Genomic DNA, 26,847 nt, shown 5'->3' with positions numbered 1-26,847 from the left:
GGCCAGTTCAGCGCCCCAAGACAACTGGCAAAACAAACTGGCGAGGCAATGAGCGATACCGTACCCACCACAACAAGCGAATCCCAGGTCGGGACCGGCTACCGGGTACTGGCACGCAAATATCGCCCGAAGGATTTTTCCGATCTGATGGTCGGCCAGGAGCCGATGGTCCGTACGCTGACAAACGCGTTTGAGACCGGACGTATCGCGCAGGCCTATATGCTGACCGGCGTTCGCGGCGTGGGCAAAACGACCACGGCCCGCATTCTCGCCCGCGCGCTGAATTACAAGACCGACACCATCGACAAGCCGACCATCGACCTTCGCATTCCCGGCGAACATTGCCAGGCGATCATGGAAGGCCGGCACGTCGACGTGATCGAGATGGACGCCGCCTCCCATACCGGCATCGACGATATTCGCGAGATCATCGAGCAGGTGCGCTATCGCCCGGTCTCGGCGCGCTATAAAGTCTATATCATCGACGAAGTGCACATGCTGTCGACACAGGCTTTCAACGGTCTTCTGAAGACGTTGGAAGAGCCGCCGGAACATGTGAAATTCATCTTCGCGACGACCGAAATCCGCAAGGTTCCGATCACCGTTCTCTCGCGCTGCCAGCGCTTCGACCTGCGCCGCATCAGCGCCGCTGATCTCGTCGGCCTGTTCACCGCCATTGCCGGCAAGGAAGGTTTCGAGGCCGATCCGCAGGCGCTGTCGATGATCGCCCGCGCGGCAGAGGGTTCCGCCCGTGACGGCCTTTCCCTGCTCGACCAGGCGATTGCCCATGGCGGCGGCCGGGTGGAGGCCGAAGCGGTGCGCGGCATGCTCGGCCTTGCCGACCTTGCACGCATCGTCGATCTCTTCCAGCACGTCGTCAAAGGCGATGTCGCGGCCGCTCTTTCGGAATTCAACGGGCAATATGAGGCGGGCGCGAACCCTGTCGTGGTGCTGAACGACCTTGCCGATTTCACCCATCTCGTCACCCGCATGAAATATGTACCTGACGCGGCGGAAGACCCCTCGCTTTCGGAAATAGAACGCGTGCGTGGTGCGGAATTTGCCGAGACGATTGCGGTAACCGCGCTGTCGCGCATCTGGCAGATGCTGCTGAAGGGCATTCCGGAAACGGAAAACGCCTCGCGGCCTGCCGGTGCTGCCGAAATGGTGCTGATCCGGCTTTCGCACGCCGCCAATCTGCCCGCTCCGGAAGATGCCGCGCGGCGCCTGCTCGAGCTCTCGAGCGGCGAAGGCGGCGGTTACGCCAATGGCGGACCTTCGGGCGGGGGCAATGGCGGCGGTGCGCGCGCCTATTCGTCAGCACAGGCCGTGGCCGCAGGAAGGCCTGTCGATCTTCCCGCCCAGCGCCAGACGACGCCGCAGACCTCCGCCGTGCTGCGCGCCGTTCCAGACAGCCGCCCGCAGGAGATGCAGGTCGTGGCGCCCAAGACCGAAGAGCGGCCGGAGCCGAAGGTTCCCGTCAATTCGGTGCAGGATATTGCCGATCTCTGCCAGAAGAACCGCGATCCCGTCATGCGGGCGAAGGTGCGTAACTTTGTGCGGCTGGTGCGGCTGGAGCCCGGCCGGCTTGATATGCGCCTCGGCGAAGGCGCGCCCGGCTCTTTGCCCGGCGAGCTTGGCGTCAAGCTCAAGGAATGGACCGGTATCCACTGGATCATAAGCCTCAGCAAGGAACAGGGGGAACCGACCCTCGTCGAAGCTGAAGGCAATGCCCGGGATGCCCGCCTTGTCGATGCGCGTCAGGATCCTGACGTTGCCGCCATTCTGGCGCAGTTTCCCGGTGCAAAAATCACCGACGTGCGCATCCGCGCCGCCGCACAGGATGAGGCGGAGGATATCGCACCGCCATCGGTTGCCGAATCGAGCGAAGGCGACATCCTTCCCGGCGACGACATCGAGTTTTAAACAAAAAGAACAGGAGATTGGCACATGCGTGACATCATGGGCATGATGGGCAAGGTCAAGGAAATGCAGTCCAAGATGGAAAAGGTGCAGGAAGAAATCGCCGCCCTTGAAGTCGAAGGCAGGGCCGGCGGCGGTCTGGTGACCGTCATTCTCAACGGCAAGGGCGAAATGCGCGGCCTGAAAATCGATCCTTCGCTCTTCAAGGAAGACGAGGTGGAAATCCTCGAAGACCTGATCGTGGCTGCCCACAAGGACGCCAAGGAAAAGGGCGAAGCGCAGGCGCAGGAAAAGATGGCAGGCCTGACCGCGGGTCTGCCGCTGCCGCCCGGCATGAAATTCCCATTCTGATATAATCAGCCTGAAGAGGATGGCGGCACACATGGAGTGGTCGCCCTCCCTGTCTCAAGGCAGAATTCAGGCTTCCAGCATCGCGCGGAACCGGCTTGCGAGCGGCGTTTCGAGATAGGCCGTGCGTTCGGCTGCGCCGAGCTGCATCGGGCGGAAGCGCTGCAGAATAGTCGGTATCGGCAGCTTCGTTCCCTGATAGGCTTCAAAGGCGACCTCCTCCCCGGCAGCGAGCATTCCACCCTTCAACACCCGGCAATAAAAACCCGGATGGCCTGCCTGCCGGAAGCGCGGTGCGAAATCGGGATCGCCGATCCGGGCCGACAGGGTGGCGCAGGGGATGCGGGCGGCGGTCACCTCCAACAGAACTCCGCTGGCCGAGAACCTGTCACCCACATGGAGTTTCGCGCTGTCGACACCATCAAGCACGAGGTTTTCGCCGAAAAATCCGGGTTCGACCACAAAACCGAAGGTGCGGGACCAGAAGTCGAGATCGACGGAGCCCATCACGTAAATTGCCTGATCCGGCCCGCCGTGATGTTTGCGATTGCAGACGGCATCGCTCACGATACCCTCTGCATCCACCATGACCGGCCCGTTCACGGGATGCTTGAAGATGCCCGTCTTCGTCGTCTTTCCCGGCAGGTTCTTTGCCTCGCCCCGGCACACCGCCCGTATTTTCATGGACTATCCTTCAAGCTTCATGATTCCCGTTTCCCGATTTATGCAGTAGAAAGCGCTCATGGCAAAACGAGTCACCGGCCCCGAAATTGAAAAACTGATCCAGCTTCTGGCAAAAGTGCCGGGGCTTGGGCCCCGCTCGGCGCGGCGGGCAGCGTTGCATCTCATCAAGAAGAAGGAGCAACTTCTCGGACCGCTGGGTCATGCCATGGGCGAGGCCTATGACAAGGTGAAGATCTGCTCCTGCTGCGGCAATGTCGATACGATCGATCCCTGCACCGTCTGCGCCGACGACCGGCGCGACCAGTCGGTCATCATCGTGGTGGAAGACGTGTCGGATCTCTGGGCGCTGGAGCGGACGGGCGCGATGAACACCGCCTATCACGTGCTGGGCGGCACGCTTTCGCCGCTCGACGGCGTCGGGCCAGAGGATTTGAACATCAAGGGGCTGATCGACCGTGTCAGCGCCGGTGGTATCCGCGAGCTTATCATCGCCGTGAATGCGACGGTGGAGGGGCAGGCAACCGCCCACTACATCACCGACCGCCTTTCCGGTCTCGACATCAAGATCACCCGGCTTGCGCATGGCGTGCCGGTGGGCGGTGAGCTCGATTATCTCGATGAGGGCACATTGACGGCGGCGCTTCGGGCGCGCACGACGATCTGAAGCCATCCCTCCCCGTCATTCAAAGAGGAGACCGAATGCGAAACCATTTTGCCCCGAAGGCACTGGCTGCACTTCTTTCCGTTTTTTCAGCAACGACAGCTCTAGCGCAGTCGGCACCGACGGGAGCAGCGGCAGCCCGATATGACGCTGAATTTAATGCCTGGCTGAAAAAGGAAATCTGGCCGGAGGCCCGCAAGGCCGGCATTTCGCAAAAGACGCTTGAAGCCACGCTCAGCGGTCTCTCCATCAGCTGGAACCTGCCCGATCTCGTCATTCCCGGCCAGAAGCCACCGAAGGAGCAGAGCCAGAGCCAGGCGGAATTTTCATCACCCGGCGCCTATTTCTCCGAAAAGCGGCTGCAGGGGCTCGCCAGCACCGGCCGTTCGCTAGCAGCCACCCATGCGGCGACGCTGCGCAGGATCGAGGCGAAATACGGTGTGCCGGGTGATATCGTCGTTGCGATCTGGGGCCGCGAATCCGGTTTCGGCCGGGCAAAACTGCCGCATTCCGTGGTCGATGTGCTGGCCACAAAAGCCTATATGTCGACCCGCAAGGAGATGTTCCGCGCCGAGCTGATCGATGCGCTGAAGATCGTCGAAAGCGGCGATATCGCGGCCTCGCGCATGATGGGTTCCTGGGCCGGCGCACTCGGCCAGCCGCAATTCATGCCGTCGAGCTATCTCAAATATGCCGTGGATTTCGATGGCGACGGCCACCGGGATATCTGGAACTCCGTGCCGGATGCGCTGGCATCCATAGCGAACTATCTTTCCCAGCGCGGCTGGCAGCGCAATCGCGACTGGGGTTTTGAAGTCTCGATCCCTGCCAATGTCTCCTGCGCGCAGGAGGGACCTGATCTTGCCCGCCCGGTGGCCGACTGGGCGAAGATGGGCATTACCCGCATTTCCGGAAAAGCCTTTCCGGCCAATGACCTATCCGCCGACGGCATGATGCTGGTGCCGGCCGGGCGGCACGGGCCGGAATTCGTGGTGACGCCGAATTTTTACGTCATCAAGGAATATAACAATTCCGATCTCTACGCGCTGTTCATCGGCAATCTCGCCGACCGCATCGCCCATGGGGCAGGCCCGTTCAAGGGTGAATGGGGCAATGTCGGGTCGATGTTGCGCTCCGATGTTCTCACCATGCAGAAGGCGCTGGCGGCCAAGGGTTATGATGTCGGCAAGGCAGATGGGCTGGCCGGTTTCAAGACGCGCCGTTCGCTCGGCGACTGGCAGGCCAAGAACGGGCTCTCACCGACGTGTTTTCCAGATGCAAGCCTGAAGGCTAAGCTGAAATAGCACGTTACGGGCGACGTCGGAAAACCTCTCCGTCGTCATGCTCGGGCTTGTCCCGAGCATCTGCAACCGATTGATTTAACGATACGTGGTTGGATCCTCGGGACAAGCCCGAGGATGACGTCGAGGGTTCTGGCAAGGACCCAATAGCCTTTTACCGGGCCCGTTTCTGCATCTCCCAGCCTCTCAATGCTGGTCGGTATGGGGCTTGTGAAAGATATCGTCGGTCGGCGGGATGGTCTGCCGCTCGATCATCCGGTGCACCCGCGGCCGCGTCTTGCCCCGGTGAAGCTCGAGCAGCCGGTCCCAGGCCTCCGCATCCGCCTGGGTGCGGCGGTGGTTATGGCGGACATATTCCACCCATGTCGGCACATGGTAGCTTTCGGTCCAGATGTCGGGGTTTTCCAGGTCGCGCATCAGGTTCCAGTTGCGCGCGCCATCACGCAGACGGATTCGGCGGCGCTCGGCCATCAGCGGCAGGAATTCGCCGAGGTCCTCGTCATGGATTTCATAATCGATGAGAATGGCGATGGGGCCGCTGCGCGGCTTGATGTCCAGTCTCAGCGGCGGTTCCACGAAACGGTTGAGCGGATCGAGATTAAGCGAAGCGAAGGCCGGCATGGCGAGCTTGAGGCCGACGACGACGCCGAGCAGCATCAGCGCACATGAACAGAGCAGCGAATAGGAAATGCCGTAATCTTCCGCCAGCTCGCCCCACAACCAGCTGCCGACCGCAATGCCGCCAAAGGTGAGCGTCTGGTAAAGCGACAGCGCCCGACCCACCACCCAGCGCGGCGTGGAAAGCTGGACGATGGTGTTGAAGAGCGACAGCGCCAGAACCCAGCAGGCGCCGGCAACCGTCAGGACAAGCGAGGTGATGATCGCGCTCGTGCTCACGGCCGTCACGCCGGAGCTGAAAGCGAAGCCTAAAAAGGCGACGCGCACGATCCATTCGCTGGACAGGACCTCACGCAGTCTCGCACTGACCAGCGCGCCGGCTATCGCGCCGACGCCAAATGCGCCGAGCATGACGCCGTAGGTCAGCGGACCGCCCTCGACGAGATCGCGGGCGACGATGGGCATCAGGGCGAGGATGGCGCTGGCGGAAAGGCCGAAGAGAAAACCACGCACCAGCACCTTGCCGATATTGGGCGACATCGCAACGTAACGCATGCCGGCCGAGATGGCGGCGAGAAGCTGCTCTCGCGGCAATGTCGAGGCATATTTGGGCGGCTGCCAGCGAAACAGGGCGTAAATAAGGGTGAAATAGCTCAACGCATTCACGAAAAACGCCGCGGCCGCACCGGCGGCGGCGACGATGATACCACCTATGGCCGGGCCGACGCTGCGGGTGATGTTGAAACCGACGCTGTTCAGCGTCACGGCGGCGGGCAAATCCTCGCGCGGCACCATTTCGCCGACCGATGCCTGCCAGGACGGATTGTTGAGCGCCGTGCCGCAGCCGATCATGAAGGTGAAGAAGAGCAGAAGCCAGGGCGTGAGCCAGCCGGACCAGGCAAAAACCGTCAGCAGCACGGAGGCCGTCAGCATCAGCAGCTGCGCCGAAATCATGATGCGACGACGATCAAAACTATCGGCCAGCGCGCCTGAAATCAGCGAGAACATCATGATAGGCAGCGAGGTGGAGGCCTGCACCAGAGCGATCATGTTTTCGGAACTCGACAGCGATGTCATCATCCATGCGGCGCCCACCGCCTGGATCAGTCCGCCGAAATTCGAGGCAAGGCTCGCGATCCAGATTCGTCTGTAAGTCAAATGCCTTAAAGGCGCGAGTGGCGATTTACGGTCAGGCACGCTCTGTCCACTTGATGCAACTGCGATTTGTCAAACGGCAACTATAGACAGTGCCGGTAATCATGCCAGCCTTTCCGACAAGGTAAGGGTGAAAATGTGGCGAAGGCGGCGACCGAAGCGGAGGAGCCCGCTAAAACCTTGCAATCCTGCCCCGATGGGTCTATATGACCCCTGAAATTCTTGATCGCTTGATGAAGAGTGGGGCCGCAAGGCTCCGCTCTTTTTCGTTAGGCGAACCGGAAACCACGGGCAGAAAGCCCGGTGAAAATCAAAGACCGGAAGGCCAGATGGCAGAGACCGCACAAGAACCGCGACTGATTACCGAAACAGGCATCGACCAGCGCATTGCCGAGATCATCGAACCTGTTCTGACGGGCATGGGCTATCTTCTGGTGCGCGTGCGGCTCTCCAACCAGAACGGCATGACGCTGCAGGTGATGGCCGAGCGCGAAGACGGAACCATGACCGTTCAGGACTGCGAAGTCATTTCGATGGCGATTTCACCGGTTCTTGATGTGGAAGATCCGGTCGATAAAGCGTATCATCTCGAAGTTTCCTCGCCCGGCATCGACCGGCCGATGGTTCGCAAATCGGATTTCACCCGCTGGCAGGGCCATCTGGTGAAGGTCGAAACCTCCATTCTGGTCGAGAACCGCAAGCGGTTTCGCGGCAAGATCGTCGAGGTTAATGCTGACGGCTTCAAGCTGGAACGCGACCAGATCGCCTATGGCGAAGAGCCGACAGTCATCATTCCGTTCAGCGCGCTTTCCGATGCGAAGCTCATTCTGACGGACGACCTTATTCGTGATGCGCTGCGGGCAGACAAGGCGGCCAAGGCCGCCGCCGCAAACCAGAACGACGAAAACGAAGCAGACGAAGACTAATTCCAACGTAAAGCCCGGAAATAAGGGCGATCAACGCAATTATGCGACTTACGGAGATAGAAAAATGGCAGTGAGTGCTAACCGGCTTGAGCTTCTGCAGATCGCCGATGCTGTGGCGCGCGAAAAGGTCATCGACCGCGAAATCGTGCTTGCCGCAATGGCCGACGCTATCCAGAAAGCCGCCCGCTCGCGCTATGGTTCGGAAACCAACATTCGCGCCGACATCAACTCCAAGACCGGCGAAATCCGCCTGCAGCGTCTTCTCGAAGTTGTCGAAGCGGCCGAGGACTATTCGACCCAGATCCCGCTTGAGTTGGCCCGCGACCGCAACCCGGACGCCAAGCTCGGCGACTTCATCGCCGACCCGCTGCCGCCGATGGATTTTGGCCGTATCGCCGCCCAGTCCGCCAAGCAGGTGATTGTGCAGAAGGTGCGCGAAGCCGAGCGTGACCGCCAGTATGACGAATTCAAGGACCGTATCGGCGAAATCGTCAACGGCACCGTCAAGCGCGTCGAATATGGCAATGTCATCGTCGATCTCGGCCGTGGTGAAGGTATCATCCGTCGTGACGAGATGATCCCGCGTGAAAACATGCGTTACGGCGATCGCGTGCGCGCTTACGTCTACGACGTTCGCCGCGAACAGCGCGGCCCGCAGATTTTCCTGTCGCGTACCCATCCGCAGTTCATGGTGAAGCTGTTCACCATGGAAGTTCCTGAGATCTACGACGGCATCATCCAGATCAAGTCGGTTGCCCGTGACCCGGGTTCGCGCGCCAAGATCGCGGTTATCTCGAACGACTCGTCTATCGATCCGGTCGGCGCCTGCGTCGGTATGCGCGGTTCGCGCGTTCAGGCCGTCGTCGGCGAACTCCAGGGCGAAAAGATCGACATCATTCCGTGGAGCCAGGAGCCGGCATCCTTCATCGTCAACGCCCTGCAGCCGGCAGAAGTCGCCAAGGTCGTTCTGGATGAAGAGTCCGAGCGCATCGAAGTGGTTGTTCCGGATGAGCAGCTGTCGCTCGCCATCGGCCGCCGTGGCCAGAACGTGCGTCTGGCATCGCAGCTGACCGGCTGGGATATCGACATCATGACCGAGCAGGAAGAATCCGAGCGCCGTCAGAAGGAATTCAACGAGCGTACGGCCCTCTTCATGGAAGCGCTGGATGTCGACGAAATGGTCGGTCAGGTTCTGGCTTCGGAAGGCTTCGCGCAGGTTGAAGAACTGGCTTATGTCGATCTCGACGAAATTTCGTCGATCGATGGCTTCGACGAAGACACCGCCGATGAAATCCAGACCCGCGCCCGCGAATATCTGGAGCGCCTGGAAGCCGAAATGGACGCCAAGCGCAAGGAACTCGGCGTTTCCGACGAGTTGCGCCAGATCGACGGCCTGACCTCGCAGATGATGGTTGCGCTGGGTGAAGACGGCATCAAGACCATCGAGGACTTTGCCGGCTGTGCCGCAGACGACCTGGTCGGCTGGAGCGAGCGCAAGGACGGCGAGACGAAGAAGTTCGAAGGCATCTTCTCCAAGCTCGACGTTTCCCGCGTCGAAGCCGAAAACATGGTCGTGCAGGCCCGCCTTCTGGCAGGCTGGATCACCGCCGAAGAACTCGCTTCTGAAGAGGAAGCCGAGGTGGAAGCTGCCGAGGAGGCGGATACCGCCGAACAGGAATGATATCGCAGGCGCATGAGCCGGACGAGCTGCCCGAGACGGATGACGACGGGCGGCTCAAGGGCGACGTCAATGGACGTATGTGCATTGTGACACGGCAAAGCGGATCGCCGGATGAGCTGATCCGCTTCGTCGCAGGCCCGGACGGCAGCGTCGTGCCGGATCTGAAACGCCAATTGCCGGGGCGCGGTTGCTGGGTAACACCCGAGCGCGCCCTGATCGAGAAAGCCATCGCGAAGAAGCTCTTCGCACGGGCGCTCAAACGCGACGTCAAGGCCGGGCCCGAGCTTCTCGCTCTTCTCGACCGGCTGATGGCGCAGCAGCTTGCCGGAATGATGAACATGGCGCGCAAGGCGGGCCAGTTCATCAGCGGCGCGACGAAGGTCGATACCGCTGTCCGGTCCGGGAACGCGATTGCCGTGTTCCATGCGACCGATGCCGCGGCCGACGGCGTGAGAAAACTGGACCAGGCCCGCAAGGCTTGGACGCTCGGCAGTGATGCCGGCAATGAAATTCCGTCCTTCCGGCTCTTCAGCGGAGCCGAAATGGACGAGTTGATGGGCCAGAATGCTTTTATCCATGCTTGCGCGCTTGCGGGGCAGGCGGGTGAGGGTGTAGTGAAGCGCGCAAAGATGCTTGAGCAGTACCGTCTTGGCGGTCGATCTCAGGCGGAACGCGACGCTGCCCGGACAGAACAATGACGCGGTTACCGAACATGAACGGTCGCCGCGTTCCGATGCAGCAATTGAACGACGAGGCCTGATGGACGTCATCCGGTTTTCGTCCGAAGGAACGGGAACGGAATGACCGACAACAACGACGACAAGACACTCAATGCGCCGGCCAAGAAGACTCTTACCCTGAAACCGGGCGGGATGAATCAGGGCACCGTGCGGCAGGACATGGGTCGAGGTCGCACAAACGCGGTTGTCGTGGAAACACGCAAGCGCCGCCCCCTGCGTCCTGAAGACGAGAAGCCGGTTCAGCCTGTTGCGGCAGCACCAAGGCCGGTGGTAGCAGCCCCTGCGCCTTCGGCACCGCGTCCGCAGGCTCCCCAGCAGCGTATTCACCAGCCAGGCGGCCAGCAGCAGCGTCCGGGTTCTTCCCAGTCGCAGCAGCGTCCAGGCTCGTCAGCACCTCAGCAGCGTCAGCCTGACCGCCCGCGCGGCAACGTTCTGCACGACCTGTCCGCAGGCGAGATGGAAGCCCGTCGCCGCGCGCTGATGGAAGCGCAGGCCCGCGATGTCGTGGAAGCCAAGCAGCGCGCTGAAGATGAAGCACGCCGCAAGGTCGAGGAAGAACAGCGCATTGCCGCCGAAAAGGAAGAGGCAGCACGCCGCGCCATTGAGGAAGCTGCAGCCGCAAAGGTGGCGGCAAGCCAGCCGGCCGCTGAAGCAAAATCCGAACCGGCCGATGAAAAGCCGGCACAGGCCGCAGCACCGGCGCCACGCGCCGATGCCCGTCCTCAGCCTGCCGCCGCTCCCCGTTCGGCTCCCGCCACGCCTGACGCTGTCGCTCCGCGCGGACGGCGTGCCGGTGGTGACGACGAGGACGATCGTGGTGCGCGTCGCGGCAGCAGCCTTCCGGCTCGCGGCAAGGTCGCGGCTCCGGTTCCGGCCAAGCCCGCTGCCCGCCTGAAGACGGAAGAAGAACGCCGTCGTGGCAAACTCACCGTCACCTCGTCCAATCTGGACGAAGACGGCACGCCACGTGGCCGCTCCATGGCATCCATGCGCCGCCGCCAGGAAAAATTCCGCCGCAGCCAGATGCAGGAAACCCGCGAAAAGGTCATGCGCGAAGTGATCCTGCCTGAGACCATCACCATTCAGGAACTGTCGCAGCGCATGTCCGAACGCGCTGTCGACGTCATCAAGTTCCTGATGAAGGAAGGCCAGATGATGAAGCCGGGCGACGTTATCGACGCCGATCTGGCCGAACTGATCGCGGTCGAATTCGGCCACACCGTCAAGCGCGTATCTGAATCCGACGTTGAAGAAGGCATCTTCAATCAGGCTGACGACGCAGGCGAGATGGTTTCCCGTCCGCCGGTCGTGACCATCATGGGTCACGTCGACCACGGCAAGACCTCGCTGCTCGACGCCATCCGTCAGGCAAATGTGGTCGCTGGCGAAGCCGGTGGCATCACCCAGCATATCGGCGCCTATCAGGTCGAAAAGAACGGTCAGAAGATCACCTTCATCGATACCCCCGGCCACGCCGCCTTTACGGCCATGCGTGCCCGTGGCGCGCAGGCAACCGACATCGCCGTTCTGGTTGTCGCCGCTGATGACAGCGTGATGCCGCAGACGATCGAGTCGATCAACCATGCCAAGGCTGCCGGTGTTCCGATCGTCGTTGCGATCAACAAGATCGACAAGCACGAGGCAAATCCGGAAAAGGTGCGCCAGCAGCTGCTGCAGCACGAAGTTTTCGTGGAATCCATGGGTGGTGAAGTTCTTGACGTCGAAGTGTCGGCCAAGAACAAGCTCAATCTCGACAAGCTGCTCGAAGCGATCCTGCTTCAGGCGGAAATCCTCGATCTCAAGGCAGATCCAAGCCGCACCGCAGAAGGCACGGTCATCGAAGCCGAGCTGGACCGTGGACGCGGCGCCGTCGCCACCGTTCTCGTGCAGAAGGGTACGCTGAAGCCCGGCCAGATCATCGTTGCCGGTGACCAGTGGGGCCGTGTGCGCGCGCTCGTCAACGACAAGGGCGAACACGTCAAGGAAGCCGGTCCGGCCATGCCGGTCGAGATTCTCGGCCTTTCCGGCACGCCTTCGGCCGGTGACCGTTTTGCGGTTGTCGAAAACGAAAGCCGCGCCCGCGAGATTTCCGAATACCGCCAGCGTCTGGCACGCGACAAGGCTGTCGCCCGCCAGACCGGTCAGCGCGGCTCGCTGGAACAGATGATGAGCCAGTTGCAGACTTCGGGATTGAAGGAATTCCCGCTGGTCATCAAGGCGGACGTGCAGGGTTCGGTCGAAGCCATTATCGCTTCTCTCGACAAGCTCGGCACAGACGAAGTCCGCGCTCGTGTCGTTCACTCCGGTGCTGGTGCCATCACGGAATCGGATATCTCGCTTGCCGAGGCATCGAACGCCGCGATCATCGGCTTCAACGTTCGCGCCAACGCACAGGCACGTACGGCGTCCGAACGCGCCGGTATCGAAATCCGCTACTACAACATCATCTACGATCTGGTGGATGACGTTAAGGCGGCGATGTCGGGTCTGCTTTCGCCGGAACGTCGCGAGACCTTCCTCGGCAATGCCGAAATCCTTGAGGTGTTCAACATCACCAAGGTCGGCAAGGTCGCGGGTTGCCGCGTCGTCGAGGGCAAGGTGGAACGTGGTGCGGGTGTGCGTCTGGTGCGCGACAACGTCGTTATCCACGAAGGCAAGCTCAAGACCCTCAAGCGCTTCAAGGACGAAGTCAACGAAGTGCCTGTTGGTCAGGAATGCGGTATGGCCTTCGAAAACTACGAAGACATCCGCGCCGGCGACACCATCGAGTGCTTCCGCGTCGAACACATCACGAGAACGCTCTAAGCGTTCTCGCCGCAAAACAGGAATTTACTGTCGGGCGCCGGCTTACCGGCGCTCGCTCCGTTTGAGGCATAACCAATGGCAAAAGCTACATCATCGGCCCCTTCGCAACGCATGCTGCGTGTTGGCGAACAGGTGCGCGCCGCCCTGACCCAGATTCTCCAGCGCGGTGAAGTCCGCGACGATCTGATCGAAGGCACCGTCATTTCCATTTCGGAAGTGCGCATGTCTCCCGATCTGAAAATCGCGACAGCCTATGTGACGCCGCTTGGCGTCGCCGATCACACCGACATCATCACGGCGCTCAACCGCCATGCCAAGTTCATGCGCGGCCGCCTCGGCCCGCAGCTGCGGCAGATGAAATACATGCCGGAACTGCGTTTCCGCGACGATACGAGTTTCGACAATTATCAGAAGATCGACGCACTCCTGCGCTCGCCCGAAGTGCAGCGCGATCTTGGACCTTCAAACGAAAAAGACGACGAACAGAACTGAAGCATGTCCAAACCACGCAAACAGCAGAACCGCAAACCCAAGGGCCGCCCGATTTCCGGTTGGCTCATCCTCGACAAACCGCTCGATTTCGGCTCCACCGAGGCCGTTTCCAAGATCAAGTGGCTGTTCAATGCCCAGAAGGCGGGCCATGCCGGCACGCTCGATCCGCTCGCTTCCGGCATGCTGCCGATCGCGCTCGGCGACGCCACCAAAACCGTGCCTTACGTCATGGACGGCCGGAAAATCTACGAATTTACTGTGACCTGGGGTGAGCAGCGCACGACCGACGATCTGGAAGGTGAGGTGGTCGATTCCTCCGAAGAGCGTCCTGACGAACAGGCAATCCGCGATATTCTGCCCAATTACACTGGCGTGATCATGCAGACGCCGCCGCAGTTTTCCGCCATCAAGATCGCCGGCGAGCGCGCTTATGATCTGGCGCGCGAAGGCGAGACGGTGGAAATTCCCGCACGCGAGGTCGAAATCCATCGCCTGACGCTGCTTGCCTGCCCGGATGCCGATACGGCCCATTTCGAAGTGGAATGCGGTAAGGGCACCTATGTGCGCGCGCTGGCGCGCGATATGGGCCGTGATCTCGGTTGTTTCGGCCATATTTCGGAACTGCGCCGCACCATGGTCGCCCCGTTTGGCGAAGACATGATGGTGCCGCTCGAAACCCTGACGGCACTGGAGGCCATGGAGGACCGCGACGAACGGCTGGAAGCGCTGGACGCCTTCCTGATCGATACGGCCGAGGCGCTTTCCGCCCTTCCCCGCCTCATCATCAACGACGACCAGGCGCACAGGCTGAAGATGGGCAACCCCATCCTGCTGCGCGGGCGTGATGCACCGGCCAACCATCCGGAAGCCTATGCCACCGCGCATGGCAAGCTCGTCGCCATTGGCGAGATCGGTGAAGGCGAGTTCCGGCCGAAGCGGGTTTTCGGCTGAGCCGGGCAGCGCGGCCGGGAATCAATCGCCTCTTTCCATTGTATCCGGAATAGTTTATAGGCAGCGCCAGCTTGGGCTTTGCCTTTGCTGCCGAATGGCCTGAGCTGGACGACATCCCGGCTCAAGGCGTCCCATTTTTCCTTAAAATAGAAAGGATCGTCCGATGTCGATTACTGCAGAGCGCAAAGCCGCCCTCATCAAGGAATATGCAACGAAGGAAGGCGACACCGGTTCTCCGGAAGTTCAGGTCGCTATCCTGACCGAGCGGATCAACAACCTCACCGGTCACTTCAAGGACCACAAGAAGGACAACCACTCCCGTCGTGGCCTTCTGACGCTGGTTTCGAGCCGTCGTTCGCTTCTCGACTATCTGAAGAAGAAGGACGAAGCCCGTTACAGCAAGCTGATCGGTGCTCTCGGCATTCGCCGCTAATAACTTCTCCGGCGGGTTTCGCAACGATGCCCGCCGGTTTTTATATCCGGCCTTTCAAAGGCTATATGAATTTCCGGGCGTTTGCCGCAGATGTGGCCCCCGGACGATAAGGTAGCCCCGGATGGGCCGGTGTCGCCTTTTCAACCGCAGACCTGTCATGGGGCAGGATTGCCGGATGCTTGCTTGTCGAAAGCCTCCCGCTGTCTTGCCCGTGATTGAGTCACCGCGCTGCCACCGCCGGCACGATGCCGGAGCGTCAGCCACAACCAAGGACAAGATATGTTCAATCAACACTCCGTGGAAATCGAATGGGCAGGCCGCCCGCTGAAGCTCGAGACCGGCAAGGTTGCCCGTCAGGCTGACGGCGCCGTCATCGCAACCTACGGCGAGACGATGGTTCTCGCGACCGTGGTTTCCGCAAAGTCTCCGAAGCCCGGCCAGGACTTCTTCCCGCTGACCGTCAACTACCAGGAAAAGACCTACGCGGCCGGCAAGATCCCCGGCGGTTACTTCAAGCGCGAAGGCCGTCCGAGCGAAAACGAAACTCTCGTTTCCCGCCTGATCGACCGTCCGATCCGCCCGCTCTTCCCGGAAGGCTACAAGAACGACACGCAGGTTGTCGTCACGGTTATCCAGCACGATCTGGAAAACAACCCGGACGTTCTGTCGATGGTTGCGGCTTCCGCAGCGCTTACGCTCTCTGGCGTTCCCTTCATGGGCCCGGTTGGCGGCGCGCGCGTTGGCTACATCAACGGTGAATATGTCCTTAACCCGCATCTGGACGAAATGGACGAGTCTGTTCTCGACCTCGTCGTTGCCGGTACGCAGGACGCCGTTTTGATGGTTGAGTCCGAGGCTAAGGAACTCAACGAAGAAATCATGCTCGGCGCCGTCATGTTCGGTCATCGCGGCTTCCAGCCGGTCATCGACGCGATCATCAAGCTCGCCGAAGTTGCCGCCAAGGAACCCCGCGAATTCGAACCGGAAGACTTCTCCGCGCTCGAAAACGAAATGCTGGCCCTCGCCGAAGCCGAACTGCGCGACGCCTACAAGATCACTGAAAAGGCTGCGCGTTACGCCGCCGTCGACGCCGTGAAGGCGAAGGTCAAGGCGCACTTCCTGCCGGAAGAAGGCGAAGCCAAGTATACGCCGGAAGAAATCGGCGCTGTCTTCAAGCACCTTCAGGCCAAGATCGTTCGCTGGAACGTTCTCGACACCAAGAGCCGTATCGACGGCCGCGACCTGTCGACCGTTCGTCCGATCATCTCGGAAGTCGGCCTTCTGCCGCGCACCCACGGTTCGGCGCTGTTTACCCGCGGTGAAACCCAGGCGATCGTTGTTGCGACCCTCGGCACCGGCGAAGACGAGCAGTATGTCGACAGCCTCACCGGCATGTACAAGGAACGCTTCCTGCTGCACTACAACTTCCCGCCCTACTCGGTCGGTGAAACAGGTCGCATGGGCTCCCCGGGCCGTCGCGAAATCGGTCACGGCAAGCTCGCATGGCGCGCGATCCGTCCGATGCTGCCGACCGCGGAACAGTTTCCCTACACGCTGCGCGTCGTTTCCGAAATCACCGAGTCCAACGGCTCCTCGTCGATGGCAACGGTCTGCGGCACCTCCCTCGCACTGATGGACGCCGGCGTTCCGCTGGCAAAGCCGGTTGCCGGTATCGCCATGGGCCTGATCCTTGAAGGCGAGCGCTTTGCGGTTCTCTCCGATATCCTCGGCGACGAAGACCACCTCGGCGACATGGACTTCAAGGTTGCGGGTACTGCTGACGGCATCACCTCGCTGCAGATGGATATCAAGATCGCCGGTATCACCGAAGAGATTATGAAGATCGCTCTGGAGCAGGCACAGGGTGGCCGCAAGCACATCCTCGGCGAAATGGCCAACGCCATCACCGAAAGCCGTGGCCAGCTCGGCGAATTCGCACCGCGCATCGAAGTGATGAACATTCCGGTCGACAAGATCCGTGAAGTCATCGGCTCCGGCGGCAAGGTTATTCGCGAAATCGTCGAAAAGACCGGCGCCAAGATCAACATCGAAGACGACGGCACCGTCAAGATCGCCTCTTCTTCCGGCAAGGAAATCGAAGCGGCCCGCAAGTGGATCCACTCGATCGTTGCAGAACCGGAAGTCGGCCAGATCTACGAAGGTACGGTCGTGAAGACCGCTGACTTCGGCGCTTTCGTCAACTTCTTCGGCGCGCGTGACGGCCTCGTCCACATCTCGCAGCTCGCTTCCGAGCGTGTCGCCAAGACCTCCGACGTCGTCAAGGAAGGCGACAAGGTCTGGGTCAAGCTGATGGGCTTCGACGAGCGTGGCAAGGTTCGCCTGTCCATGAAGGTTGTCGACCAGGCCACCGGCCAGGAAATCGCTGCCGACAAGAAGAAGGAAGACGGCGAAGCCGCTGCCGAATAAGGCCGCGCCGCCAGACCCTATCGAGGCGCGGGTTTTGCCCGCGCCTTTTTTCTATTCTACCTTGAGGATGCTCCCATGAGCCGTGACGCTGTGAAAACCCTTTTCCACCCCTTTGCCTCGGAAATGCTTCCTATGCCGAAAGAGGGCGAGCGCGTTCTGTTTCTGGGAGCAGAGGCCGGTCCGCGCCTTGATGGTTTCGACGCCGAGATCGTCGCGGTTCAACATCTCCGGCCGCTCTACCGGGCCTTGCAGGCTCAGGGCGCAGAAGTCACCCCGGATGTTTCGTGCGAGGACTACGATGCGGCGCTTTTGCTGTGCGGCAAGCACCGTGGCGAAAACGAAAACCGCGTCGCCGAAGCACTTTCGCGCGTGAAGGCCGGCGGCCTGATCGTCGCGGCAGGATCGAAGGAAGACGGTATCGTGACGCTGCGCAAGACGCTGGCGAAGCTTGGCATCGAGGCGGAATCGACACCGAAATATCACGGCGTCGCCCTCTGGTTCAAACGTCCGGACGATATCGCATCTGCCGTGTCTAAACTCGCGCAGAAGCCGGTGACGGTTGAAGGCCGTTTCACCGCCCTGCCCGGCATGTTCTCGCATGACCGCGTGGATGACGGCTCAGAACTGCTCGCATCGCGCCTGCCGACCGATTTTGACGGCAACGCCGCCGATTTCGGCGCGGGCTGGGGTTATCTCTCCGTCATGCTGGCCGAGAAATCGCCGCGCACTGCCCGTATCGATCTGTTCGAAGCAGACTGGAACGCGCTGGAATTTGCAAAGACCAATCTTCTCGAAAACAATCCGCGGCTGACGGCGCGCTTCTTCTGGCAGGATCTGGCAAACGAGCCGCCGAAGGAAAAATACGACCTCATCATCATGAACCCGCCTTTCCATGCGGCGGGACAGGCAGCAGAACCTGCCCTCGGTCAGGCCTTCATCAAGGCTGCCGCCGGCGCACTACGCAGCGGCGGCAAGCTGCTGATGGTCGCCAATCGCGGCATGCCCTATGAGCCGGTGCTCGCGGCTGAATTCCGCACCAGCACTGAAGTGTGCCGCAACGCCCGCTTCAAGATTCTGAGCGCCCAGAAGTAATCAACGCAGCGGAATAATCAGCTCAACAGCCATGCCCATAGCGACACGGAGAGAACGCCGGTCGCTGTGGAAATGCTGATGGTGGAGGCGGCAACGCTGTGGCCGATGCCGAAGCGGTTGGCGATAAGCCAGGCATTCACCCCCGTCGGCACCGACGAGGTGAGCACGAGCGCCGCCGTCCATTCCCGGCCGAGACCGAGCGCATGGCCCATTGCCCAAACGCAGGCGGGCAGCAGCAGCAGCTTGAACACCGTCATGGTGACGGCAATGCCCATATTGCCCCGAATGGTATATTTCGTCAGCGCCATGCCGAGTGAAATAAGCGCCGCCGGCCCCGCCATGGACGCGATCTGATCAACCACGGTTTTCAGAATGGGCGTCAGCGCTACACCGGAAACATTGGTCGAAAGCCCGATGACAAGCCCGATCACCAGCGGATTGGTGATGAGATTGCGGCCCACCTGCTTGAACACCGCAGCCATGCTGCGCTTTTCACCGCCTACCGCCTTATGGGTGGCGTTTTCCATCAGGATCGTGCCGGCGATCATCATCACGGGCAGATGGATGGCGAGCAGGATGGAGAGGGCAACCAGCCCCTCATCCCCCACGGACCGCCCGACCAGCGGCAGGCCGATGAAGATATTGTTCGCAAAAGCCGAGGAAATACCGGCAATGACTGCAATGCGGACATCCTGCTTGAAGACATAACGGGTGACGATATGCCCAATCGTCCAGGTGACGGCTACGCCGGCGAAATAGGTGATCCACAATCGGAACGGCGATGCGCCGTGAAAATTCGCTTCCGCAAGCGTGCGAAAGATCAAGGTCGGCACCGCGATCTTGAACACGAAGTCGCTGAGAATATCGCCGGCATCGGCCCTGAACAGACCGGCCTTGACGGTGAGCCAGCCGATCAGGATCAGAATGAAAATCGGGGCGACATTCGCGGCAACGGCAGACATGGAGGGAAAGCTTTCGCGACTTTTGCGGGGAGATACTCCGCTTTAGAGCCTTTTCAGCGGGAATGGAATCGCGAATACGCTTTCGCTCCGTGTTTTTGCCCGATGAGGCATGCCGTAAAGGGGAAGAACGTGATGAGCTTAGGCGAAAACGCCCTTAGTGACACGCGTTGCCGTGGACTAGCGGTTGCCCAAAAAGAAAAAGCGGGGTCACCCCCGCCTTTTATGTCCGTTATATGCCGCCAGTACATCCGTGGCGGAGATAACGGCTGAGCCAGAAGACCATCATGTCTTCCATTCCGGTACGCATTCACACACCTTTTGCTCTGGCCGAAGGAATAGCTTAACCACATTACAGGCAGATGACGCGTTTTTCGCCCCCGTCCAGAGAACCGCATATTTTCTCTTTGGGCTTTTCTTGCCGCGAGAAATGTTTAAGACCTTTCGAAAAACACGCACACCCGTGCGAAACGGATAGGGCCTATGACGAAATTCGACGTACTGACTGTCGGCAATGCCATCGTCGACATTATCTCCCGCTGCGATGATCGCTTCCTCAACGACAATGCCATTACCAAAGGTGCGATGAACCTCATCGACGCGGAACGCGCCGAGTTGCTTTATTCGCTGATGGGGCCGGCTCTCGAAGCCTCCGGCGGCAGCGCTGGCAATACGGCGGCAGGCGTGGCGAATTTCGGCGGCAGGGCCGCCTATTTCGGCAAGGTGGCGGAAGACCAGCTCGGCGAAATCTTCCAGCACGATATCCGCGCCCAGGGCGTTTATTTCGAAACGAAACCGGAAGGCACCTTTCCGCCGACCGCCCGCTCAATGATCTTCGTGACCGAAGACGGCGAGCGCTCGATGAACACCTATCTCGGCGCCTGTGTCGATCTCGGCCCGGAAGATGTGGAAGATGATGTGGTGGCGCAGACCAAGGTCACCTACTTCGAGGGTTACCTGTGGGACCCGCCGCGCGCCAAGGACGCCATCCGTGAATGCGCCCGCATTGCCCATGAAAACGGCCGCGAAGTCTCCATGACGCTTTCCGACAGCTTCTGCGTCGGCCGCTATCGCGAAGAGTTTCTCGACCTGATGCGCTCCGGCACGGTGGACATCGTTTTCGCCAACAAGCAGGAAGCGCTGTCGCTCTACGAAACCGATGATTTCGAGGCGGCACTGACCAAAATCGCAGCCGACTGCAAGATCGCGGCGGTGACGATGAGTGAAGAAGGCGCCGTCATCCTGCGCGGCACGGAGCGTGTGAAGGTAGAAGCCTATCCGGTGCATGACGTGGTCGACACGACGGGTGCCGGCGATCTTTTCGCCGCCGGTTTCCTGTTCGGTTATACGCAGGACCGGTCGCTCGAAGATTGCGGCAAGCTCGGCTGCCTTGCGGCTGCCGCCGTCATTCAGCAGGTCGGCCCGCGCCCCATGTCATCGTTGAAGGCGCTTGGCGAAAAGCACGGCCTTATTTAAAGGCTTCGCCCGGGTAAGCGCCCCAGATTTCGCCCTGCGAAACCCAGCCCGAGGCCTGACCGGCCTCGGCGCGGCACCAGTCGCCATTGCATTCGCCAATCCTGAAGACGACGCCCGGCTCAAGCCGTGCAACAACGGAAGCGCCCGACTGCGCTTCGCGGCGCATGTTCACATAGACTTCCTTGCCCTTGCCACGCATCCACGGAGCCGCAACGGCCGTGCGCTCACCGGAGAGTAGCGCCTGGTTGACCCAGCCTTCCGTACCGTCGGCATCGCGGATGCGCCGCCAGTTTTCATATTCCTGGATTATTTCGACCGGCATTCCCGATTTCAGATACATCCAGGATACGGCATAATCCGTGCTGGGGCCGATGCGCATGTTGACGCGCTTGGATTTCAGGCTGACAAAACGCGGCAAAGGCAGGCCGCTTGCGCCCTTGGCGGCACCCTGCGCCATGGCGTCGGTCGCCGCACCGAGGAGGCCCAAAGACAATGCAATGCAAACGATAGAAACCACACTGCGCATGCCCATTTCCGTTTCCCGCCTTCTGCAAACCGGATGATATTTAAGGAGGCGCGTTTCCACATGCCTCAAGCTTCGGCGAGTTTTATTTGTCTTCGCCGGTGGGTCTGGTAGAAACGCCCTGATTGAAAGAAATTATCGCTCTTTCTGGTTAATGACTTCTGAACAAGGCAGCGGCAAACGATGACCCACAAGAAGAGACCGACAGTCTATATCACCCGCAAATTGCCTGATGTCGTCGAGACCAGAATGCGGGAACTCTTCGATGCCGAACTGAATATCGACGATACGCCGCGCAGCCAGGAAGAGCTTGTCGCCGCCATGCAACGGGTGGACGTGCTGGTGCCGACCGTCACCGACCGCATCACCGCCGCGATGATCGAGCAGGCGGGGCCGCAGCTGAAGCTGATCGCCAGCTTTTCCAACGGCATCGACCATGTGGATGTCGACGCGGCCGCCCGAAAAGGCATCACCGTCACCAATACGCCCAATGTGCTGACCGAAGACAGCGCCGATATCACCATGGCGCTGGTGCTTGCCGTGCCGCGCCGCATGATCGAAGGCACGCGCGTGCTTGCCAACGGCGCGGACGAATGGCTCGGCTGGTCACCGACATGGATGCTGGGGCGGCGTATTTCCGGCAAGCGCATCGGCATTGTCGGCATGGGACGCATCGGAACGGCGGTTGCACGCCGCGCCAAGGCCTTCGGCCTTTCCATCCATTATCACAACCGCAAGCGCGTCAATCCGGCCACAGAGGCGGAGCTGGAGGCGACCTATTGGGACAGCCTCGACCAGATGCTGGCGCGGGTGGACATCGTCTCCGTCAATTGCCCTTCGACGCCTGCAACTTATCACCTGATTTCGGCGCGGCGGCTCGCGCTGATGCAGCCGACCAGCTACATCGTCAATACCGCGCGCGGGGATATCATCGACGAGGCAGCAATGATCCACTGCCTGCGCGAAGGCAAGATCGCCGGCGCCGGTCTCGATGTCTATGAGAACGAGCCTGCGGTGAACCCCAAGCTCATCAAGCTCGCCAAGGAAGGCAAGGTCGTGCTGCTTCCGCATATGGGTTCTGCGACCATCGAAGGCCGTATCGAGATGGGCGACAAGGTCATCATCAACATCCGCACGCTGTTCGACGGCCACCGTCCGCCGAACCGGGTGCTGCCGGGGCGGAACTGAGCTGGTTCAGGTCGCCGTCATTCGATCATTGGGAGGGAAAGTTCAATGGGTATCCAGGCGAAGTTCTTAACATCGATCTTCATCCTGCTCATGCTGGTCGGCGGTTCGGCCCGAGCCGCTTCGCCCTCCCCTGAAGAGACTGCGGAACTCTATTATCGCGCCTGGCTGAATTTTGATCGCGCCAGCATGTCTCGTTTGAACAAGGAATGGGGATCTTCGGGTAACAGCCCGCGCTACACCGATATGGAACTGGTTGCAGACCCGGTCGCCTGGCAGCGCAGAAACAGGGGCATGCATTCACCCAAGGGGACAACGAACGAACAAGCGGAGCAATTCGCAAAGCTATGGGTGGCGAGCACGGAGCGGGTGCGTTGCAAGGCGGAGCCCGCACGTATCGGTGCAAAAACGCCCACGGGTGTTGTTGTGGCGCAAATCAAGATGAACTGCTCTCTGCCGGATGTCGCGACTGCCTTCCAGCGGCTGAAGGCTGGTGCAAATGCGGACGAGATCGGCGACAGAACGCGCATGCCGTCCTTAAGGCTGATGAAGCAGATGGTGGAAGCGACAAAGGCGGCTCCCCTCACCCACAAGGTCAGCACGGAAATCCAGCTCTTCAGGGGGCCGGAGAAAGCTGTTTGGCGGGTCGGATCGGCAGAAATCCAATCACAGACCGGCATTGACCGCGTCTCCTCCGTTTTTCTCTCCCAGATGGTGCAATCCGGCCTTTTACAGTAGGCTCTGCGATCGTACGAGGAAGATGAACTCCGGACTTTACGCAGCCGGGTCGGGTGAAGGCGATTTCAGCCGATGGCCTTGGTCATCTCGATCGAAGTCGTGCGATCGTAACCGGCATGGGCGTTTTCGGCGGTCTTGACGAAACCCCAGGCGGCAAATCTGGCGTGATTGCCGATCAGCTCGATGCGGGTTTCCAGCCGCAGCGCCGGCAGCGCCAATTCGCGCGCCAACGCTTCGGACCTCTGCAGCAGCATCTTGCCTATGCCCTTCCCCTGCGCCTGGGGTGAGACGCACAGCTTGCCGACGTAAAGGCAGGCGGGTGGCTCCGGCCGGCAGAACAGACAACCCAACAGTTCGCCTTCGTCCACCGCAACGAAAGCAATTTCCGCCCTCGCCTTTTCGGAGAGATTATCCAGCGTCAGGCGATGGGCCGAGGACGGTGGATCGATGACGCCGTCCATATAGGCAAAGGACGACATGATGAGCGTCAGCAATTCCTGCCAGCGATCGAAGTCCTCTCCGATCCCGATAATCTCGGTCATGATTTCCCTCCCGTTGCCCGTCGCCTGTATCGCACGGTTTCGAAACGGGCCGACAGGGCATCATAAAGGAGCAGGCGGCCAATCAGTGGTTCACCGGCACCGGTGATCACCTTAATCGCCTCCATGGCCATAAGCGTGCCGATAACGCCCGTCAGCGCACCGACAATGCCTGTTTCCGCGCAATTGGGAATAAGCCCCTGCGGCGGCGGCTCCGGAAACAGGTCGCGATAGCCCGGCAGCAGAATGCCCTCGGCATTTGTCTCGTAGGGTTTCAAGACCGTCACCGAGCCGTCAAAACGGCCGACAGCACCCGTTACCAGCGGTCTCCTGGCAGCCTCCGCGGCATCGGCCGCGGTATAACGCGTGTCGAAATTGTCCGAGCCGTCGATAAGGAGATCGAAGGATTGCAGATGGTCATGCGCCCACACCTGCGAAAAGCGTTCCTCATAAACGAGGGTACGGACATGCGGGTTGAGGCGGGCGATGGCCTTGCGGGCGCTTTCCGTTTTCAGCTCCCCAATCGTGCCGGTATCGTGGATCACCTGTCGCTGGAGATTGGAGAGGGAAACCACATCATCATCGATCATGCCGAGCGTGCCGACGCCGGCGGCGGCAAGATAATGAAGCACGGGCGCACCAAGACCGCCCGCTCCGATCACCAGTACGCGCGCCGCCTTCAGCCGCTGCTGTCCGGCTCCGCCGATTTCCGGCAGCAGGATATGACGCTTGTAGCGTTCGATTTCTTCCGGGCTCAGCGGATCCATGTCGCACTCCATCTCTTTGCCGTCATGCCGTGATGCTCCCGTGGGATACGTTGAAGAACTGCGCCCTCTCACCAAGAGCCGAGAACATGGCCGCATCCGTTCCCGTCATGAAGCTCTGGCCGCCAAGCGCGTGAATGAGATCGAACAGGGCAGCCCGCCTGCCCTCATCCAGATGGGCAGCGATCTCGTCCAGCAGCAGAACCGGCGCATGGCCGGTCATATTGGCGGTGAGCTGCGCATGGGCAAGCACCAGCCCCACCAGCAACGCCTTCTGTTCCCCGGTTGAACAGCGTTCGGCCTCCATGTCCTTTTCGGCATGGCGTACGAAGAGATCAACACGGTGCGGCCCATCCAGCGTACGGCCGGCAGCGGCGTCGCGATACCGGCCATCGCGCAACATAAGCCTATATTCATCCTCCAGATCGACGGCGGGGCGATTGAGCCCATCATCCATGAAACCGGAGAGCGAGAGCGCTGCCGACGGGAAAGCGGCGTTGCCCGCCCGTCCTTCGATCAGGCTCTTCAGAAGACCGAGCATCTCGTAACGGGCAACGGCCATGGATATGCCGAGTTCGGCCATCTGCTTTTCGATACCGTCCAGCCAGACCGGATCAAAGCGGCCTTCCGAAAGCAGGCGGTTGCGGCCGCGCATGGCCTTTTCAAAATCGCCTGCCCGCCGTCCATGGGCAGGGTCGAGCGACAGCACGAGCCGGTCGAGGAAACGCCGGCGATCCGATGATGAGCCGGTAAAAAGGCCATCCATGGCGGGCGTCAGCCACAGAACCCGCAGATGATCGGTCAATTCGTCGACGGATTTGACGGGCGTGCCATTCAGTCTCAGACGACGCGACACCACCTCGCCATCACCTTCGATCCCTGTACCGATGGCGACTTCGCCATCCATGCCTTGGACATCGGCAAAAATCGAGAAACCGGCGGCCTCCTCCCCTACCCGTGTTACGTCGGATAAAGTGGCCCGGCGCAGGCCTCTTCCGGGTGAGAGAAAGGAGACAGCCTCAAGCAGATTCGTTTTGCCGGAACCATTGTCGCCCGTCAGCACCACATGGCGGTCATCGAGCGTGAGCGCAGCCGCCGCGTAATTGCGGAAGTCCGTGAGTTTCAGTCGTAAAAGCGACACCTTGTTCGTCATCTTTACGGCCTAAAACGAACATGTCCGGATAGCAAGGTGGGGAATGCCTCTCCACATCGAAGACCACCGCAGCAGCACAATTCATTCTCCAGTAGCAACTTTATTGACGGCCGGTTATTTATGAGCCGGACCTCATCACCGGTAGCCCATTCATGCGCCTGATTTTTTCGCTCCTTTTCACCCTCGGCGTTCTTTCATCCTGCGCTGGCAGACCGGGGGCGGATGTGCTGCAGGCCGTGGACACCAGGGCCAAAGGCACCAAAATCGTAACCGCCTATGTGGCGAGTACACGCGAGAGAAACAAGGACGCAAAAAAGGGCTTCGGCACGGAACGGGCGGCCGAGCCGAATTATGCGCGCTTCGATATTTCCATCCCACCTACCCATAAAAGTGGAAAAATCGAGTGGTCCAGCGGCAAGCCGGACCCGAAGAAGGACTTCGTTGTTACCAAGGCCGACATGTTGACGAAGCCGGCCTTCAACGCCGACCTTGGAGATATTGCCCGCTCTGGCAAGCAGATCGCACTTTTTGTGCATGGCTATAATTACAGCTATCAGGAAGCCCTTTTCCGCGCGGCGCAAATGGCTGCCGATGCCAATATGAATGGCGTGCCATTGGTCTTTTCCTGGCCTTCGCAGGCCAATGTCACCGGCTACGTGGCTGACAAGGAATCGGCGACCTATTCGCGCGATGCGCTGGCCGCGTTGTTGACCGATCTCACCCGGCAGACTCCAAAGAAAAGCGTCGTCGTGTTCGGTCACAGCATGGGTGGCTGGCTGGTGATGGAAGCGTTGCGGCAATTGCGCTTCGAAGGCAGGAACGATGTCATCGCCAAGCTGCAGGTGGTGCTGGCTGCGCCCGATATCGACGCCGACGTCTTCCGCAAGCAGATCGAGGTTGTCGGCCGGCTCAATCCGCCACTCACCGTGCTGGTGTCCAAGGACGACCGGGCCTTAAAAGCATCCTCCATACTGGGCGCCGACGTTACCCGCATCGGCGCGCTTGATGTCACCGATCCGCAGGTTCAGGAAGCCGCCCTGAAAGAGGGCGTGCAATTCGTTGATATCTCCAATCTGGAGGCGTCGGACCCACTCAATCACGACCGTTATGCCGCGCTTGCCTCCATGGTTCCGCAGCTGGAGGCAAGCAGGCGCGGCGGTGATATCAATAGTGCAGGAGCCTTCGTATTCGATGCGATCGGCGCAACGGTCTCCAGCCCCTTCCGCCTTGCGAGCCAGGTGGTGAACCCGCAATAGCTTTTGCGGGTTCCTGC

Annotated in this window: 24 protein-coding genes; 17 read left to right on the top strand and 7 right to left on the bottom strand. The window is 60.5% G+C overall.

Annotated elements, in window-relative coordinates:
• The first annotated feature begins 48 nt into the window (after window positions 1-48).
• Both CFB10_RS07045 and CFB10_RS07040 read left to right on the top strand, forming a co-directional pair.
• Window positions 49-1,926 (top strand): DNA polymerase III subunit gamma/tau, encoded by a 1,878-nt coding sequence (locus CFB10_RS07045; RefSeq protein ID WP_020011276.1) that lies wholly within the window; start codon window positions 49-51, stop codon window positions 1,924-1,926.
• A gap of 24 nt (window positions 1,927-1,950) precedes the next feature.
• On the top strand, window positions 1,951-2,274 hold the full coding sequence (locus CFB10_RS07040; RefSeq protein ID WP_003507179.1) for a YbaB/EbfC family nucleoid-associated protein: 324 nt from the start codon (window positions 1,951-1,953) through the stop codon (window positions 2,272-2,274).
• A gap of 66 nt (window positions 2,275-2,340) precedes the next feature.
• Here CFB10_RS07040 and CFB10_RS07035 read toward each other — a convergent pair whose 3' ends face one another.
• On the bottom strand, window positions 2,341-2,955 hold the full coding sequence (locus tag CFB10_RS07035; protein ID WP_020011277.1) for an MOSC domain-containing protein: 615 nt from the start codon (window positions 2,953-2,955) through the stop codon (window positions 2,341-2,343).
• Window positions 2,956-3,013: 58 nt separating this feature from the next.
• On the opposite strand from CFB10_RS07035, the gene recR reads away from it, so the two are divergent.
• Complete coding sequence (gene recR, locus CFB10_RS07030) at window positions 3,014-3,619, top strand: recombination mediator RecR (protein ID WP_003507177.1); 606 nt, start codon at window positions 3,014-3,016, stop codon at window positions 3,617-3,619.
• Between the two features lie 35 nt (window positions 3,620-3,654).
• Window positions 3,655-4,920 carry a lytic murein transglycosylase gene (locus CFB10_RS07025; RefSeq protein WP_020011278.1) on the top strand — a complete coding sequence of 422 codons (1,266 nt, stop codon included), beginning with the start codon at window positions 3,655-3,657 and terminating at the stop codon, window positions 4,918-4,920.
• 183 nt (window positions 4,921-5,103) lie between these two features.
• Here CFB10_RS07025 and CFB10_RS07020 read toward each other — a convergent pair whose 3' ends face one another.
• A complete protein-coding gene (locus CFB10_RS07020; protein WP_026372516.1) occupies window positions 5,104-6,732 on the bottom strand; it encodes an MFS transporter in 1,629 nt (542 codons plus the stop codon).
• A 287-nt stretch (window positions 6,733-7,019) separates the two neighbouring features.
• On the opposite strand from CFB10_RS07020, the gene rimP reads away from it, so the two are divergent.
• The 9 genes from rimP to CFB10_RS06975 all read left to right on the top strand — a co-directional run bounded on the left by rimP (window position 7,020) and on the right by CFB10_RS06975 (window position 18,237).
• Entirely contained in the window at window positions 7,020-7,616 is a 597-nt protein-coding gene (rimP, locus tag CFB10_RS07015) for a ribosome maturation factor RimP (RefSeq protein WP_026363849.1), read from the top strand.
• A 64-nt stretch (window positions 7,617-7,680) separates the two neighbouring features.
• Complete coding sequence (gene nusA / locus CFB10_RS07010) at window positions 7,681-9,297, top strand: transcription termination factor NusA (protein ID WP_020011282.1); 1,617 nt, start codon at window positions 7,681-7,683, stop codon at window positions 9,295-9,297.
• Window positions 9,294-9,995 carry an RNA-binding protein gene (locus CFB10_RS07005; RefSeq protein WP_020011283.1) on the top strand — a complete coding sequence of 234 codons (702 nt, stop codon included), beginning with the start codon at window positions 9,294-9,296 and terminating at the stop codon, window positions 9,993-9,995. Before nusA ends, CFB10_RS07005 begins: the two co-directional genes overlap by 4 nt.
• Window positions 9,996-10,097: 102 nt before the next feature.
• A complete protein-coding gene (gene infB, locus CFB10_RS07000) occupies window positions 10,098-12,842 on the top strand; it encodes a translation initiation factor IF-2 (protein WP_020011284.1) in 2,745 nt (914 codons plus the stop codon).
• A 75-nt stretch (window positions 12,843-12,917) separates the two neighbouring features.
• Window positions 12,918-13,334, top strand: coding sequence for a 30S ribosome-binding factor RbfA (rbfA, locus tag CFB10_RS06995; RefSeq protein ID WP_003507167.1), 417 nt, complete (start codon window positions 12,918-12,920; stop codon window positions 13,332-13,334).
• Window positions 13,335-13,337: 3 nt separating this feature from the next.
• Window positions 13,338-14,285, top strand: a complete 948-nt coding sequence (gene truB, locus CFB10_RS06990) for a tRNA pseudouridine(55) synthase TruB (RefSeq protein WP_020011285.1) — start codon at window positions 13,338-13,340, stop codon at window positions 14,283-14,285.
• Between the two features lie 163 nt (window positions 14,286-14,448).
• The gene (rpsO, locus tag CFB10_RS06985; RefSeq protein WP_003492949.1) at window positions 14,449-14,718 is read left to right on the top strand and encodes a 30S ribosomal protein S15; all 270 of its coding nucleotides are present in this window, start codon (window positions 14,449-14,451) and stop codon (window positions 14,716-14,718) included.
• A gap of 279 nt (window positions 14,719-14,997) precedes the next feature.
• Window positions 14,998-17,145, top strand: a complete 2,148-nt coding sequence (pnp, locus tag CFB10_RS06980) for a polyribonucleotide nucleotidyltransferase (RefSeq protein WP_020011286.1) — start codon at window positions 14,998-15,000, stop codon at window positions 17,143-17,145.
• Between the two features lie 75 nt (window positions 17,146-17,220).
• Window positions 17,221-18,237, top strand: coding sequence for a class I SAM-dependent methyltransferase (locus tag CFB10_RS06975; protein ID WP_020011287.1), 1,017 nt, complete (start codon window positions 17,221-17,223; stop codon window positions 18,235-18,237).
• Between the two features lie 17 nt (window positions 18,238-18,254).
• On the opposite strand, the gene CFB10_RS06970 is transcribed toward CFB10_RS06975, so the two are convergent.
• Complete coding sequence (locus CFB10_RS06970; protein ID WP_020011288.1) at window positions 18,255-19,199, bottom strand: AEC family transporter; 945 nt, start codon at window positions 19,197-19,199, stop codon at window positions 18,255-18,257.
• 480 nt (window positions 19,200-19,679) lie between these two features.
• On the opposite strand from CFB10_RS06970, the gene CFB10_RS06965 reads away from it, so the two are divergent.
• Window positions 19,680-20,672, top strand: a complete 993-nt coding sequence (locus CFB10_RS06965) for an adenosine kinase (protein WP_020011289.1) — start codon at window positions 19,680-19,682, stop codon at window positions 20,670-20,672.
• On the opposite strand, the gene CFB10_RS06960 is transcribed toward CFB10_RS06965, so the two are convergent.
• Window positions 20,665-21,198: an SH3 domain-containing protein gene (locus CFB10_RS06960; protein WP_026363850.1), complete on the bottom strand. Its 534-nt coding sequence runs from the start codon at window positions 21,196-21,198 to the stop codon at window positions 20,665-20,667. The genes CFB10_RS06965 and CFB10_RS06960 overlap by 8 nt on opposite strands.
• A gap of 180 nt (window positions 21,199-21,378) precedes the next feature.
• Between CFB10_RS06960 and CFB10_RS06955 the strand changes: the two genes are divergently transcribed.
• Together CFB10_RS06955 and CFB10_RS06950 are read left to right on the top strand one after the other, a co-directional pair.
• Entirely contained in the window at window positions 21,379-22,383 is a 1,005-nt protein-coding gene (locus CFB10_RS06955; protein WP_020011290.1) for a D-glycerate dehydrogenase, read from the top strand.
• 45 nt (window positions 22,384-22,428) lie between these two features.
• Window positions 22,429-23,118: a hypothetical protein gene (locus CFB10_RS06950; protein ID WP_020011291.1), complete on the top strand. Its 690-nt coding sequence runs from the start codon at window positions 22,429-22,431 to the stop codon at window positions 23,116-23,118.
• A 65-nt stretch (window positions 23,119-23,183) separates the two neighbouring features.
• On the opposite strand, the gene CFB10_RS06945 is transcribed toward CFB10_RS06950, so the two are convergent.
• The 3 genes from CFB10_RS06945 to recF are packed head-to-tail and all read right to left on the bottom strand — an operon-like array spanning window position 23,184 to window position 25,574.
• Window positions 23,184-23,660, bottom strand: a complete 477-nt coding sequence (locus CFB10_RS06945; RefSeq protein ID WP_020011292.1) for a GNAT family N-acetyltransferase — start codon at window positions 23,658-23,660, stop codon at window positions 23,184-23,186.
• A complete protein-coding gene (locus tag CFB10_RS06940) occupies window positions 23,657-24,424 on the bottom strand; it encodes a molybdopterin-synthase adenylyltransferase MoeB (protein WP_020011293.1) in 768 nt (255 codons plus the stop codon). Before CFB10_RS06940 ends, CFB10_RS06945 begins: the two co-directional genes overlap by 4 nt.
• 22 nt (window positions 24,425-24,446) lie before the next feature.
• Complete coding sequence (recF, locus tag CFB10_RS06935; protein WP_020011294.1) at window positions 24,447-25,574, bottom strand: DNA replication/repair protein RecF; 1,128 nt, start codon at window positions 25,572-25,574, stop codon at window positions 24,447-24,449.
• A gap of 152 nt (window positions 25,575-25,726) precedes the next feature.
• Here recF and CFB10_RS06930 point away from each other — a divergent pair, with 152 nt between their 5' ends.
• Entirely contained in the window at window positions 25,727-26,830 is a 1,104-nt protein-coding gene (locus CFB10_RS06930; RefSeq protein ID WP_020011295.1) for an alpha/beta hydrolase, read from the top strand.
• Window positions 26,831-26,847: the final 17 nt, after the last annotated feature.

Source organism: Agrobacterium sp. 719_389, from assembly GCF_900188475.1.
Classification (GTDB): Bacteria; Pseudomonadota; Alphaproteobacteria; order Rhizobiales; family Rhizobiaceae; genus Agrobacterium; species Agrobacterium radiobacter.
This window is presented reverse-complemented; position numbering and strand designations above follow the sequence as displayed.